Raw genomic sequence first — 14,905 nt, forward strand, 5'->3', positions numbered from 1 at the left:
GTGAGTTTTTTGATGTCCCATCGCGAGTAGTCTAAGTACCTTATTTTTGCGTGTTCGAGATATGGGATCAACTCCTTGCTTAATTTTTGCCCTGGCAAAAAAACCAGGATAAGACCTTTTGCATTGAGCTTTTCCTCCGCTTGCCTCTGAAGCTGTTTTAGAATTTTAGTGGTGAATGTAAAATCTTCGTCGCTCCAACGGAACGGGAAATCAATTCCAAAGAATTGGACGATGTGACTGCGATTCAGCCATTGGTAGATCCAAACTCTTAAGGGCCACACATCTTCGAAACGTCCATCCGTCGTGAGTTGGTCATTATCATCAAATTTAAAATGCAGTGATTTTTTAAAATCACCAGTTCCTAGAACTGACAGTCTGCCGATGAGTCGGGAGATGTGCTGATCTAAAAACGGATACACGATCCACCCCTCGTTTTCTAAAATCTCCGACTTTTCAATGACGTTCATTCGAAACAACAAATGCCCGAGGGAAGCTCCGCTAATGCCATAGTTATAAACCGCGACATTGTTCAGGCTCTGATAAGTTGCAAATGGAAGTGTCTCCGCATCCGCGAGACCTTCGCCAAAAGTGAAGGAGCAACCGAGGAAGAGTAGATATTTTGAGGTCTCCTGGCTTTTTCGAGAATAAATGCGGCGGGCGAACTGGTCGATGGTAAATTCATTTTTAAAAATGAGTGTTCCGTCCCATTTACTTTTCACCACATACCCGGGGTGGACCAGAATAGGAAAAGGCAGATCGCGATACGTGCCATAGGCCCCCCGCGAGTATTCAACTTTGGCCGAAGGGATCAGTTGATAGCGGTCGGCCCAGTCGGATCGAGGATTCGGAGAACTCGGAGAGTATCCCCAGGCCGTTGGCGACGGAGGTGAGGAATACATATGCGAAAGAGCGGAAACGGAAAGCTTGGGAACAAACCGGAGGAGAACTGAGCCAATGAGTTCCAGAGAAATCAGCGATAGTAGGACCGTTAGTATTTGAAAGGAAATCGTTTTGGCCCAAGAGAATCGTCTTACGCCGGCTTTGAACAAAACTATTTTCCCATCCATTTGGAAGGGTCGTTACAGGTCGGTGTATTTTTGCGCTGATTCTTGAAAACTTTTTCCAGCGCAAGACCTGTGCAGCTTCCCAAAGAAGCTCCCCACCGAGAACCTTCGTCGGGCTGATTAATCACTTTAGGGATTTCTTTTTCGAGTTTGTTTAGGCAGGTCTTGGTCTCTTTCTGAGCTTGTTTTTCGCAATCGCGTTTAGAAATATCAAAGCACTTCCTAAAATAGCTCTCCTCGGCACAGAGCATGTTGGGGAGGCCGGACTTCATATGCTCTAGAAATTTTCCTTTTTCGACCGTGGAGCTTTGCGCTTGAGCGAAAGTCAGAGAGAGAAGGAGTATTAAAACATTCATGATGGGAAACTCCTAATGGCGCGGTGGAAACTTAACTTCTTTTGTGCCCATAGGCCCGGTTACGATAAAGGTCGCCTCATGGGTTTGAGCCTCCTGCAAAGAAACTGGAAACGTAACCTCGTAAGCCGTCGCCCATCGATTGTGATAGGGAAAAAGAACGTATAATTCTGTCGGGCTCATTTTACTGCGCATGGTCTTTCCCTCGTATCGACCATTCGGCGTTGCGAGATATATTTTCCAGATCGATTTTGCGTTGGAGAGATTGTCGTCGGAGCGTAAAGGAGTAAAGAAACTCATAAATACCGTTGTCGCCTTAGAATTGTTCTCTTGAAGTTTTCTAAGCTCTTCTTGGCGAGTGGTTTCGTCCCATTTATAAATTTCAAAACGTCTATCATTGTAAGCGTTTTGCACGCTCTCATTCATGATGGTTGCTTTAAACTTAAAATTATTGTTAAAACCGGAATATTCGATTTCGCCTTGGCTCCAACTTTCAATTTCTTTTTCGTATTTGCTGGGAGGAACAATTTCTGTCGTGCAGCGGAAAAGGGTGAACGTGAGTACGGCGAGTAGAATCTTATTTATTTTTGGAGTCATTTAAAAATTCTCTTAAAAAGGTGAGGAGATCGTCAATGACTTCTTTTTTATCGAGGTCATTGAAGATTTCGTGATAGCTGTCTTTATAAATTTTGAGTGATTTATGGCTCGATCCAATGTGGGGAAATACCCTCTCTGTCGCCGTCGTATCCGTGACTCGATCCTGACCTGCCGCTTGGATAAAGATTGGCTTCTTAAGATGATGGGCCTTCTCTGCCACTTGCTCCATGGCAGCCAAAGTTCCTAAATAAAGTGGCGCTGAAAATCTTTTATGCCGAAGGGGATCTTTAAAATAACTAGCGACCAAGGCTTCGTCACGACTTAGGTCATGAAAATGAATCTCGTGGGCGATGGTAATTTTGGGTGCAAATGTATTCAAGAGACGCGCCGCTTGATCTTTAATCTTTGGAACTTCGAGTGCGACTCCTAGTGCCGGTGAGCTCAAGCATAGAGCATCAAATGTGGCCTCGGGATATTCCAAAGCATAGTTGAGAACTATCAGTCCCCCCAGAGAATGACCAAATAAAATCACCGGAGTTTGAGGATGGGTGCGGCGAATCTCCTGAAAGACAAGGTGAAGAGTGCTTGTATACTCCTGAAAGTTTTTAACGTACCCGCGCTTTCCGTAGGACTTACCGTGGCCGGGAAGATCCCAGCCATAAACTTCAAAGCCCTCACCCGCCAATTCACTGGCCAGTGAATTGTAACATTCGGAGTGCTCAGCCACCCCGTGAGTGAGCAGAACCACGGCGTGGGGAATGCTATGAGGTTGATTTTGATCAGCTTCTGCCCATTTCTGAATATACAAAGAGTCCGTTCCAGAGTTGACGCGAAGATAAAATTCGGAGCGCATAATCATATGACTGGATACTGTGATTTAGCCCAAAAACTGTCAACTGTTATCGATGCTGCTGAGAACTAGACCTTTGTCGATAACCTCTTCTAATGAACAATGATCTTCACAATGAGTGCTGACGTATCTGCTTTAAATGGAAGCTTGTCATAAGGCTAAGACCAGCTCTAACATAAGGATTGCGGGGGATTTTGATGAAGATAAGACTTAAATTTTTGATCTTTCTGGGAGCGTTTTTGAGCGGCGCTTTTTTGATCGTTTCATGGAAGTCCTATAGCGTTTTTTCACAAAAATATAAGGAAATGGCTCAGCAGAAAGAATCTGAATCTTTAGATCAGATGGGATTTTATCTGGCTCAAAGATTAAGAGCCGCTCAGTCTCTGTTTGCCATCGAAAATCCAACCGTTGCGCAATTGGCAGGAAATCACGTTCGACTTTTAGCTCACGTCATCAACGACGGGGGACGATGGAAAGCTCAATGGCAAGAAGGAGTCGAAGGGATTCGTAGCGACGCTCAAGCCCTCACAAAACAAGTCCCTTTCGAATCCTTATCTGTGGTTCGCCCGTCATGGCAGTTTGTAAATTACAAGGAACGCGAGCAAGGCGCGGTTTACATCATCCCCGGCAAGAGCGAAAAGAAAATGGAATTCTACGCGATTTTTTTTGATCCGATGTTTTTCAGCGACGCTTTGGCCAGGGGTGCAAGTCGCGAGGCCTACGCGGCAATATCTCCGTTTGCTGGCGAAATTTATTCAACCAGTAAAGATGTGAATCTCGCTCAATACGTCGAGAGTCATAAAAAACATTTGACGAAGGCGCAGACCGGATTTCTTTCTTTGGATCAATCAAAGTATATCGCCTTTGTTTTTCATCCCGACATCCAGCTCTATCTTTTAAAAACAGCATCGAACCCGATGCTCAACATTCCTCGTGGATCGGTATTTTTAACGATGGCACTTTTAGCGCTATTCCTACTTGGAATTGCTCTTTTTGCTCAAGACACGCTTCTTAAGTCCATCTTCAGTCGTATCGATAATGCTGTTAATATCATGAAGCGCGCTCAGTCCGGAGAAGATGTGGGTGAACCAGAGCCCGTAGCCTACGACGAACTTTTGGAGCTCGAGCAGATCAGTCATTACCAGCCTCAGGTCGTGGAAGTGGCTGCCGCTGCGACTACTCCCGAAAAGGCGGTGGCAAAAGAGACTGCAGCTTCCCCAGCCTCAAAAATTGCGGCGGCGGACTCGAGCGAAATCAAAGTGAACGACAAAGTGCGATCTCAAGTGATCAATAGTCTCGGTTATGTTCAAAAAATGAAACAGGAGGGACGCCCTTCTTCTTACCTCACGCTCCTCGAGGGAGAGTTGCGCGATCTTCGTCGCATCATTGATCCAATCCAAACGACCTTTGATCCCTTCAAATCCACCGCAGCACTTCCTTTAACTCCAAGTCACGTCGTCAAGACGGCAGAGGAATTCAATTTGTCTCCACGTAATCCGGATATTGAGTCCTTCATCAAGGAATTTAAGAGTAAGTCCACATTACCCATCACCGGAACCAGTACGGCCAACGAGTCTACTCAAGCGCCTTTAGAAATTCGTAAACCTAAGAGAGATGTCAATGGATCTAAAGACGTATAGAAAAGACTTTTCCATTTTTGTGTATAATACCAACGTGAGCCTAGCTCGGTGGCTCAAAGAATCTTTAGCGCACCAAGGTTATGATGCCCACTTCTTTACAAGTGCTGATCTGATGCAACAGTCCGTTTATCTCGCACTTCCTCACGTTGTTGTTGTTCCGATGACGGACGAGCTGCGCAACACGGTTCGTGCTATAAAAAAAGTTTCTCAGGAAATTTTGGTGATGGCGACCGGAGAGTTGCATCAGCAGGACGCGATGATCGCTCTCGTGGAGCAGGGATGGCTTTATGATTTCTGTGTTGATCCCGTGACACAGATCAAAGGATTCCAATTGCGTGTGGATCGAGCGATTGAGCGCTGGATGCTTTCACTCGTCAAAGAGACGAAGGAGACCGCCGCCGCACCGGTTGTTCTGGCCACGGAAGTCATAAAGAATACGATGCCGGCGATGGTGGGAGCCTCGTTGGAAACGAAGGACCTATTACTCACACAATTACTCAAAGAGAAGACCGAAGAGTCGGTGTACGACCATACCGCTCGCGATATCTCTAAGTTGACCGGCGGAGGTGTCGCGATATTAAAACATGACGCCGCCAATGAAGCTTTTTCTCTCGCGTTTGCTTCCATGGGTTTAACCCAAAAACAAAAAGATCTCGGGATCGGTTACGGCCACTTGGTGACGTCTCTTAAAGAGCAGTTTCTAAGAAATCCGTCGGCGACGGAAATGTTTAAAGAATTTTTCTCGGAAGTTTTTCAAAAATCACAAACAACCACCTGCATTCTCAAAAATGATGAGGGTGCGATATTTGGGCTCGTGGTTTGCCTCAGTGAGCTTGACGTTGAAAAGCAGGGGGAAGTTTTCGATTACTGCCGACTGGCAACGCTTCTGCTGGATAATCAGTACAAGTCCAAACTTATTTTTGACCACGTTCCCTACGAGCGTAAAACCTTTTGTCTGGGAAGTAAGGGATTCTACGAAAAGCTCTTAGTGGAAGTGTCTCGAGCTCGACGTTTAAATCTGCCGGTTTCGGTTATAACTTTCGTTGTCACTGGAAAAGATGCAGATGAGTTTAATCGAACAACTCAGTTGGCGGCGAAGATTCTCAAGCGCTTTACGCGAGTGACCGATGTGATCGGGCGAGTTTCTGATCAGCAGTTCTCTGTAATTTTTCCACACACCGCGGGAAGTCCTAGCGCACAAAAAGCCGCACGTTTACTTAGCATCATGAAGGCCGCCATCGACGAGAAACAGTTTAAGACCATCAGCGTTCGAGCAGGTGTGAGCGAATTTCCGCAAGCGAGCAATGATTCAATGAGTCTTTTGCATACCAGTGAAAGTGCTTGTGATAAAGCAGGAGCCTTCGAAGTCAATATTTACGACAATACCGAGGCTCAGCTTGGATACAAACCGATACCGACCGACATTCGTTGAGATCCGATTAGATCGCCTCAAAAAGAATTTCGAATTTATTGCGAAGAGCGTATTCGCAAAGCAGTTTCTTTGTCCTATGGTCAAAGCAAACTCTTACGGTCATGGTGACATTCAAACCGTAAAATATCTAGAATCCTTAGGGTGTCAGCGGTTTGGAGTCGGACTTATCGAGGAGGGTTTACGCATTCGCCGTGCGGGAGTCTTAAAGCCCGATGTGTTTACTTTTGGTTTTACTGGCCGCGAGGCGGTTCGAGAAATTCTCCATCATAACTTGTACCCGGTGGTGAGCGATTTCCAACAGCTCGAAGATCTTAAAGCACTGGCAAAACAAACGGTATCCCTCCATCTCAAAATTAATACAGGAATGAATCGATTGGGATTTGTTCCCGAAGATGTGGAAAAGGTATTACAGTATGTTCGTGATAATAAAAATTTAAAGCTCACGGGGGTTTGCACGCATTTGATGAGTGCCGAAGATCTCTCTCAAGCTGATGGCATCTCATTTCAGCAGATTGAAAAGTTCCATGGAATCGTCCAGAAGCACCGATTAGATGATCTTACAAAGCACGTTTATAACTCCCATGGATTTTTAAATGCTCTCAATTCAGATCTTTGTCGGGATAAATTTCTTTATGGGATGCGCCCTGGGATTGCTTTGTGGGGCATTCATCCTGATTCCCAAGACCAAAGTCAGCCGCTCTACCCAGTCGCGCAACTTAAATCTAAAATAGTGACAACGCAGACGGTTCAAAAAAATCAGTCGGTTTCTTATGGTGGGACTTGGACCGCGAAAGAAAAAACTGTTGTGGGTATTGTTCCGATTGGTTACGCCGATGGCGTACCCGTGCAATTGTCCAATCGTGGTCAAATGGCGGTGGATGGAAAAAGAGTTCCGATCGTGGGTCGAGTTTGTATGGATTATATTTTAGTAAACCTCAACGGCATCGACAACCCGGTGGGTAAAGATGTGGAACTCTTTGGTGAAACAATTTCTCCCCACGAAGTGGCTATGAATAGCGGAACGATTGTGTGGGATGTGTTAACACGATTGTCCGAACGTGTCCCCCGTGTGTTCACTGGAAGTGAGATATAATAATGGCTTGGGCTCAAGTGCGTTCAAAGGTGAATAGTATTTTCGACAACACTTTCAATAGTGTCATCGGAAGTTTTTCAAAATTCGTATTTGAATTAGGTCAGCTGGCGCGTTTTACATTTTTAGCGCTCAGAGTTTTTGTTAAAAGACCGATGCGCTGGACGGATCTCATTCAACAGATGGAATTTGTAGGCAATCAATCCGTTTTTATTATTATTCTGACTGGGGCGTTCACCGGGATGGCCGTTTCTTTTCAAATTTATTTGGGTTTTCGACTGATCAACGCGGTCAATCTTGTGGGACCCACGGTGGCCATGGGGATTGCTCGAGAGTTAGGACCGGTCCTATCTGGTCTTATCGTTGCGGCACGAGCGGGTGGGGCAATGGCGGCTAATTTGGGATCTATGCGCGTGTCTGAGCAGATCGATGCTATCGAAGTCATGGGTGTTGATCCTATTCGCTATCTTGTGTCTCCAAGGATAATGGCGGCCGTGATCACGATGCCGTTTCTTACCGGCATTTTTGATTTCGTAGCGATAGGTGGATCTTACTTTTTATGTATCTACGTTTTAGATTTGGACCCGGCGATCTTTTGGGAGAAAACCACACTGTGGTTAAATCCCAATCACATTAACGAAGGTTTAATCAAAGCCGCCGTGTTTGGATTGATCTTTGGTGCCATTTGCACCTACCGTGGTTTTTACACTAAGGGTGGCGCTCGCGACGTAGGTGATGCAACAAATCGCGGAGTGGTTTTGAGCATGGTGATGATTATTATCGTCGACTTCTTCATGATGAATTTGATCGACTTCTATTACAAGTTGGTGGGCAGTGGCGGTTAAAGAAAACGATAAGGATCTCAGCACTCGCGATTTAGCGGTGGAAGTTGTGGATCTTAAAAAATCATTTAACGGGACCGACTTTGTTCTCAACGGAATTGATCTCAAAATTCCGCGGGGAAAAATTACGGTGATTATTGGGTTTTCGGGAACTGGGAAGAGTGTGTTGCTCCGGCACATGTTAGGTCTAGTTAAACCAACGTCGGGACAGATCAAAATTCTTGGTCGTGATCTGACTCATCTCTCTCACGACGAAGCCATCGAATTGCGTATGAAATTCGGTGTTTTGTTTCAGTATGCGGCCCTGTTTGACGATATGTCTGTACTGGAGAACGTGATGTTTCCGCTCAATGAGCACCGTCGAGATCTTTCCAAGACGCAAAAGCTTGAGATTGCTTACGATAAATTAAAACTGGCCGGTCTTGATGAAAAGCATTACTCCAAATTGCCTTCCGAGATTTCAGGAGGTATGAGAAAGCGGTGCGGTTTAGCTCGTGCCCTAGCTCTTGATCCAGCCATACTTATTTACGATGAACCAACGACTGGGCTTGATCCCGTTCTCACAGAAATGGTGGATAATCTGATACTTAACACCCATAATCATAACAAAGGTTCATCAAGTATAGTGGTGTCGCACGACTTACCGGCGGCATTTCGCATCGGGGATTACATCGTTATGTTGGACAGCGGTAAAGTTATTTTGCACGGCCCTCCGAAAGTGTTTTTCGACACTGAGATCCCTCTTGTTAAAAAGTTCGTGGGTATGGGAGTGCGCCGTTCATGAATCCTTTGTTTAAGACTCCTGAGTTCAAAGTTGGGCTTCTCGTTCTGGTGGTTTCTGGGCTGATCGCGACCATGTCTCTAAAGGTCAGCGAAAGTTCCGGATTTATGGGCGGCAAGCCACTTTGGTTTACACTCGACAACGCCTCCGGATTAATTAAAAACGGACCGGTCCATGTCGCTGGGATTCGCGTGGGCGTGATCAAGCAAATTTCTTTAGATGAATCTGGTATGGCTCGAGTGGACGTTGTTGTTCAGCCGGATGTTAAGCTTTCGCGGTCTTCTAAAGTTCAGATTCGCCCGAACGGAATCTTAGGTGATAAAAATATCGAAATTTTACCGGGCGACCCCGCGGATCCACTGTTAATGAACGGTGAGCGTATTGTGGGTATCGAGGACTCCGCGAGTATCGATAAGCTGATGAGCGAGGTGGGAAAAATCACAAAGTCGCTTTCTGTTGTGGCCGATAATCTTCGCGATGCGACCGAAGGAAATGACGAGAAGCCATTAGGAAAAATCATTAAAAACGTTGAGAGTTTAACCGGAGATCTTGCGGGCCTCATGCGTGATAAGCGCGAAAAATTTGGCGAGATCGTCGATAACGTTCATGCCATTTCGGAAACCTTGGACGAAGTGGTGAACGACGAATCCGACACTGGCTTTAAAGCGTCGTGGAAGCGTGTTGTCGCTCGACTTGATAACACAATGAAAAATGTCGATGAGATTTCTGAAAAAATTAATTCCGGTAAAGGGACCATTGGACGCTTGATCAACGACGAAGAGACCGTCAACGAACTCAATACGGCGATCAACGGTGTGAACAATTTATTGGATTCTGCGAATAAACTTCAGAGCAGTTTCGACTTTAACAGCAACTATATGTCTGACTTTGAAAAGTACCGAACTTATGTCGGAATCACACTTCAGCCAGGAGCTGACCGCTTTTATGAATTAGCCATCACTTCGACTCCTGAGGCCACGGAGCGTGAGAGTACGACAACCACGGTGACCAATGGAGTTCCGAGTACAGAAAGAGCTTTGGTTCAGGATCCTGACAAGCTTAAATTCACCGCTTTATTCGGTAAGTACTTTTATAATTTTGGAATTAAAGGTGGTGTGATTGAGAGCTCCGGTGGGGCGGGGATCGAATACTACATGCTCAGTCGCCGCTTAAAGATCGGCGTGGACGCCTTTGATTTCGAAAGATTGCATGTTCGTCCCTATGCGAGATTCAATGTTTTCCATGGTCTTTACCTGCAAGGGGGCGGAGACCTATTTAATGGAGCTGGAAACGACGGTTACTTCTTTGGTGCCGGCCTTTTCATCACCAACGACGACATCAAATACGCTCTCGCCCGCGTCAACATCCGCTAACCATTTGGTACCCGGTACCTTTTGCGGAAGCAGCGTATAAATTTTCTTAACCCATATTTATACGCTGCTTCCGCAAAAGGTACCGGGTACCAACTGTGGGGTTTTCGGACTAGATTCGGGGCATGTTTAAAAATATTTTGGTGAGTGTTTCTGATAAGACTGGGATCGTTGAATTCATTCGTCCTTATGCCCAAGCGGGAGCCCGAGTGGTTTCTTCCGGTGGGACCGCTAAGACGTTACGTGATGCGGGGATGGAGGTGCAAGATGTCTCGGATTATACTGGTTTTCCAGAGTGTATGGATGGCCGAGTTAAAACTCTTCATCCCAAGGTTCATATGGGGCTCCTCTACAGAGCGCATTTGAGTGAGGATCTGAATTTATTAAAACAACATGGTGCTGTGCCATTTGATCTCGTGGTGGCCAACCTTTATCCCTTCTCTGAAGCTCAAGCCCGGGGAGTGACTGGGGATGATCTAATTGAGTACATTGATATTGGTGGACCATCAATGCTTCGCGGGGCCGCTAAGAATTTTAAATATGTGAGTATTGTTTGCGATCCTTCGGATTATGCCTGGATTCAGCAGAAAAGTGAGCTCACACTTGAGGATCGTAAAAAGCTCGCAGGAAAAGTTTTTGACCATACAGCCACTTACGATCGGGTGATTGCAGATCAATTCAAAAAAGAATTAGAGCAAGGGCACGGAGAAAGCTTACAGATCAGTGCATCGTTGGTGCAAACTTTGCGTTACGGTGAAAACCCTCAACAAAAAGCCTGGTGGTACAAAACTTCAGAAGAAGGTTTGCACAATGCGAAGATTCTCCAGGGTAAAGAAGTCTCGTACAATAATATTCTCGATCTCCAGGCCGCTATTTCCACCGTTCGCCTCTTTAAAGATCCAGCCGCCGTCGCGATTAAGCATAACAATCCGTGCGGAGTCGCTAGCGATGTAAAACCATTTTTTGCGCTGGAAAAAGCATTAAAGGCAGATCCTGTGAGTGTTTTTGGCGGAATCATCGCCGTGAACTTTCCTATCGGTGAAGCCGAAGCGAACCTTCTCAATAAAACCTTTCTAGAGTGTGTGATCGCTCCAGAAATAAAACCTGAGGCTCTGGCTGTATTTGCTCAGAAGAAGAATTTACGCGTGCTGAGCTGGCCTGCCCTCTCTCAAATTCAAAACGAAAAATCAGTTCGCTCGATCGATGGTGGGTATCTGGTTCAGGAAGAAGATCAAGTGGATACAGATCGGTCCCAATGGCAATTTTTAGGGGAAAAACCGTCAGCAGAACTAGAAAAAGATATTATCTTCGCCTGGAAAACGTGCGCAATGCTTAAGAGCAATGCGATTAGCGTCTGTGGCCAAAGCCAATCCTTGGGATTGGGGATGGGCCAAGTGAATCGTGTGGATTCCGTTCGCCAAGCTCTCGATCGTGCCAAAGAGTTCCATCCTCAGGCGAAAAATTTGATCTTAGCCAGTGATGCCTTTTTCCCATTTCCGGATTCGGTGGAGATCGCCGCTCAATACGGCATAAAGTGGATTGTGCAACCCGGCGGATCGGTGAAAGATGCCGAAGTTATAGAGGCCGCGAAGAAACATAATATTAACATGGTCCTTACAGGCCGACGGCACTTCCGCCACTAATCCCGCTCAGTTTCTTTCTGAACTCATTGAGAATTAGGATGACAAGAGCGACGATGGCCATCTGAATGATGAGAACCGCGGCTAAAAGAAATTTATGTTGATAGATAATCTCGAGTTTACCCTCACCTCGAGGAAGCTTTAGAGTATAGAAGCCGTCCACTAAAATAGGCTCGACATTGACCGAATTCACATAAAATCCAAGCCGCCGCACCGGCCATTGTTGGTAAGTGATCGTGGGGGATTCGCAGTCGGCCCCGTACTTGTAACTGATATAATCACTTTTAAATTTTTCGAGATCCAATGTAATCTTTTTGTCGATATTCTCGCATTGTCCGCAGATGAGCCCGGTGCAACGGGTATCTAGACCCGTGGGTTTGATCGCAAGTTCGAGAGGGCTATTTAATGGAACTCGTTGACTGTACGAATCAAAAAAATCATTTTTGGGAAGCTCTCGGCCCTTTTCGATAATTAGGAAATCAATATGACTTTTAGCCACCCAGAGTTTTTCGTTCAGCACATCGAGGATTTGTGGCCCGTCGTCCGACCTTACAATCAGAGTATTGAGTTTGTCGTACTTAAAATCAATCGGCGAGGACAAGTGTTGGTCGTAACCTCTGAGGTCCGCGAGGGGAAGGTGCCTTTGGACGACCCAGGGGTAATTCGCAATGAGCAGATTGCGGTGGAAATACCGGGAAACATTAAGACCTCTGTATAAATCTTTTTTCCCTAGTGAACGGACTTCCTCCGCCAATTTTTTATTAAATGGCTCAGAGAGATCGAGGGACTGTTTCGCCCGGAGATTTAAATTAGATCTGTCGCTGAGAAAGCTCCAATGAAACTTTAAAAACAGTACTGTAAAAACGGCAATATAAACGAGTATGGCTTTGTCTTTTCGTTTCGATATTGTGACCACTGCCAGTCCGAAGGTTGCCGTAAGCATTTCCTTTCCTAGTGTTGGTAATCCAAACCAAGTTAATTGTTCTGCATTGCTAAAGATGATCGCTGTGGTAGCCATGCAAAAAAAGCTAACGATAAGAAGCGTACTCCACCACCGTATCTGATCAGTTACTTTTAGCGATTGGTCTAAAAGAATCGCCAAGAAAAAATAGAAATAGATGGATAGGATAACTAAATATCTCTGGTAAATATGCATTTTTCCAACGCCAGGGATCAAGAAAAATAGTCTCGCTGCTGGAGTATGGTCTCCTAGGCAAACACAGAAGAAGAAGAGATAAGTGAAGAAACTGTAGGTTAATACTTTCTTCTGCATTCTGGAAATATGCATCTTCGGTAAACAAACCAACCCGAGGATTAAAACGACTATATTTCCCATTCCCCAGGTTGGCAATTGATCTGCCGGAAAGCCTTTAATATGAATTGAAGGACCAACGATCGAGGCAAGATCTTTTAGCCTCCACGCATTTTCCAGGGCTGTATAACCATATTTATAATAGGCATACATAGATACAAATTTGGCGTAATCATAGTAACAGAGATAGAGTGGGGCTGCGATAGCGCTTGCAAAAATCAGTGGTGAAAAGAAAAGTTTGTTAGACCTATTTCCCTTATTCTCGACCGAAGGAGAAATTCGACTCCAAGCAATCGCTGTCAGCTCCACCATCATGATCGATATCAGGGAAAAAGGGATATACCCACCGAGATAGATGAATAAATAAATCAAACTCAGAGCAAATGAGTGAAGCTTTGAGTTTCGATCGTAACACTTTAGACGCAACCACAGTCCTATAGGAAACAACAGGGCATAAAAATAGAAAGTTACAAAAATGCCTATGGCGACGGTCGCCGCAATTCCTAGGAAGTAATTCAAACACAGAAAAAGTGAAGCGGTCCAACTCAACTTAAGATAATACCTCGAAATACGGACGAGAGAATAAGTTCCTATAAAAGTAAAGAACACCATATGAAAATAGAGAAGAGTTATAGCTCCAAGTTGAGTCAGAGGACCCAAAAGCCAGGCGAAATAAAATATAATCGGTGAATAAGTTATAAGATTAGGTCGCAGGAAAAATTCAGAGGCTCCAAACATTGTATTATGGTCGATACCGATGATCGAGCCTTCGCTAAGCATGTGACTGAGTTTGCAAATTTCTGCAACGATTTGAATGTAGTTATCGCCTTCTCCTAGCCATGCGATAAAAGGAAAATCCAAACTTAGATCCAAGATGTGCCTGAGGAAAGTTATGGCAAAACTAATGACGAGAGTGGATTGCAATTCTGTAAGATTAGGTTTTTTAAATATCATCTAATTCTGTTGAGTAAAACAAAGAGCAAAAGAAAGTGCATTACATCTCTACATTGTTCAATGCGTTAACTGAGTGGTGAATCATTCATGACTGATCAAGGTGAGGGGGAAATTCAGTTGAATCGCAATTCATAATATTTTAGTGAATAGGGAATAAGGATATAAAATGAAATCTTTTTGGTGGTTTAAAGAAGGATCGATTGCGGGAATGGCGCGCCCAGGATTTAATTCCTATCATTGGTTTGACTTACCGTTTGATGAGGCGATTCTGATGGGATGGGTTGGGCAGCATTCGGGGAAACCGGTTTCTTTAGAATCCTTCAAACACCATTTGCAAATCTACGGGCCCAAAATCTTTAAATTTTATAAACATGATCATGTGACAGGTCCGGAATTCTTAAAAGTCTTCGAGGATCATCAGCGATTCCAGGAAATTCTCTTTCGTCTCGCAGAACGGACTCAAATTTTAGAAAATGTGGAAATCCGTGACGGTCATCTCAAATTCAATGTCAGTTCTTCGCGCCTCAATCAGGAAGTGGACTTTCTAAAGCAGAAGGGGATCCATCAGATTGTGAGTCTCCCAGAAGATCATCACAATACCGATATCTTAGGCGAACACTTTAAACTTCATCACCTCAGTATTCAGGATTTAGGGGCGCCGACATTGCCTCAGGTGGAACAGTTTGTGGAGATTCTCAAACAGGCTCAAAAAGATAAGCAGGTGGTCGCGGTTCATTGCTTAGCCGGTATTGGCCGTACATCGACAATTATCATCGCGGCCCATATGCTCATGGGAAAATCCCTGACGGAGCTCAAAGGTGTCATCAGCGAGCGGAATCCATTCTATACTTTGGCGGGCTCTCAGCAGGAGTTCCTTCATTTCGTCGAAAAAACACGTCGCGCGTAATGCCTTTCGCGCAAGCTGCAATAAGTTTCAGCATGAATTCAGGGAGCTAGGACTTGTCCTGACCCTGTTTGCC

The 14,905-nt window shown here is 45.1% G+C and carries 13 protein-coding genes; 8 read left to right on the forward strand and 5 right to left on the reverse strand.

Annotated features, from left to right (window positions below):
- The 4 genes from K2Q26_10640 to K2Q26_10655 form a co-directional block, all read right to left on the reverse strand.
- The coding region (locus K2Q26_10640; GenBank protein MBY0315969.1) for a hypothetical protein at window positions 1–1,067 on the reverse strand (1,067 nt) is incomplete at its 3' end.
- Window positions 1,052–1,420 carry a hypothetical protein gene (locus K2Q26_10645; GenBank protein ID MBY0315970.1) on the reverse strand — a complete coding sequence of 123 codons (369 nt, stop codon included), beginning with the start codon at window positions 1,418–1,420 and terminating at the stop codon, window positions 1,052–1,054. The genes K2Q26_10645 and K2Q26_10640, both read right to left, overlap by 16 nt.
- A 12-nt stretch (window positions 1,421–1,432) precedes the next feature.
- A complete protein-coding gene (locus K2Q26_10650) occupies window positions 1,433–2,014 on the reverse strand; it encodes a hypothetical protein (protein ID MBY0315971.1) in 582 nt (193 codons plus the stop codon).
- Window positions 1,995–2,867 carry a lysophospholipase gene (locus K2Q26_10655; GenBank protein ID MBY0315972.1) on the reverse strand — a complete coding sequence of 291 codons (873 nt, stop codon included), beginning with the start codon at window positions 2,865–2,867 and terminating at the stop codon, window positions 1,995–1,997. Before K2Q26_10655 ends, K2Q26_10650 begins: the two co-directional genes overlap by 20 nt.
- Window positions 2,868–3,061: 194 nt before the next feature.
- Here K2Q26_10655 and K2Q26_10660 point away from each other — a divergent pair, with 194 nt between their 5' ends.
- The 7 genes from K2Q26_10660 to purH all read left to right on the forward strand — a co-directional run bounded on the left by K2Q26_10660 (window position 3,062) and on the right by purH (window position 11,662).
- The gene (locus K2Q26_10660) at window positions 3,062–4,504 is read left to right on the forward strand and encodes a hypothetical protein (GenBank protein MBY0315973.1); all 1,443 of its coding nucleotides are present in this window, start codon (window positions 3,062–3,064) and stop codon (window positions 4,502–4,504) included.
- Window positions 4,485–5,936 (forward strand): diguanylate cyclase, encoded by a 1,452-nt coding sequence (locus tag K2Q26_10665; protein ID MBY0315974.1) that lies wholly within the window; start codon window positions 4,485–4,487, stop codon window positions 5,934–5,936. Before K2Q26_10660 ends, K2Q26_10665 begins: the two co-directional genes overlap by 20 nt.
- On the forward strand, window positions 5,902–7,029 hold the full coding sequence (gene alr / locus K2Q26_10670; GenBank protein MBY0315975.1) for an alanine racemase: 1,128 nt from the start codon (window positions 5,902–5,904) through the stop codon (window positions 7,027–7,029). The genes K2Q26_10665 and alr overlap by 35 nt, the downstream gene beginning before the upstream one ends.
- 2 nt (window positions 7,030–7,031) lie before the next feature.
- A complete protein-coding gene (locus tag K2Q26_10675) occupies window positions 7,032–7,871 on the forward strand; it encodes an ABC transporter permease (GenBank protein MBY0315976.1) in 840 nt (279 codons plus the stop codon).
- On the forward strand, window positions 7,861–8,652 hold the full coding sequence (locus tag K2Q26_10680; GenBank protein ID MBY0315977.1) for an ATP-binding cassette domain-containing protein: 792 nt from the start codon (window positions 7,861–7,863) through the stop codon (window positions 8,650–8,652). Before K2Q26_10675 ends, K2Q26_10680 begins: the two co-directional genes overlap by 11 nt.
- Window positions 8,649–10,022, forward strand: a complete 1,374-nt coding sequence (locus K2Q26_10685; protein ID MBY0315978.1) for an MlaD family protein — start codon at window positions 8,649–8,651, stop codon at window positions 10,020–10,022. Before K2Q26_10680 ends, K2Q26_10685 begins: the two co-directional genes overlap by 4 nt.
- 122 nt (window positions 10,023–10,144) lie before the next feature.
- Window positions 10,145–11,662: a bifunctional phosphoribosylaminoimidazolecarboxamide formyltransferase/IMP cyclohydrolase gene (purH, locus tag K2Q26_10690; protein MBY0315979.1), complete on the forward strand. Its 1,518-nt coding sequence runs from the start codon at window positions 10,145–10,147 to the stop codon at window positions 11,660–11,662.
- Here the strand turns inward: purH and K2Q26_10695 are convergent.
- Window positions 11,634–13,832 (reverse strand): hypothetical protein, encoded by a 2,199-nt coding sequence (locus K2Q26_10695; GenBank protein MBY0315980.1) that lies wholly within the window; start codon window positions 13,830–13,832, stop codon window positions 11,634–11,636. The two genes, purH and K2Q26_10695, sit on opposite strands and share 29 nt — an antisense overlap.
- Window positions 13,833–14,091: 259 nt before the next feature.
- Here K2Q26_10695 and K2Q26_10700 point away from each other — a divergent pair, with 259 nt between their 5' ends.
- Complete coding sequence (locus K2Q26_10700) at window positions 14,092–14,832, forward strand: dual specificity protein phosphatase family protein (protein MBY0315981.1); 741 nt, start codon at window positions 14,092–14,094, stop codon at window positions 14,830–14,832.
- Window positions 14,833–14,905: the final 73 nt, after the last annotated feature.

Source organism: Bdellovibrionales bacterium (assembly GCA_019750295.1).
Lineage (GTDB): Bacteria > Bdellovibrionota > Bdellovibrionia > Bdellovibrionales > JAGQZY01 > JAIEOS01.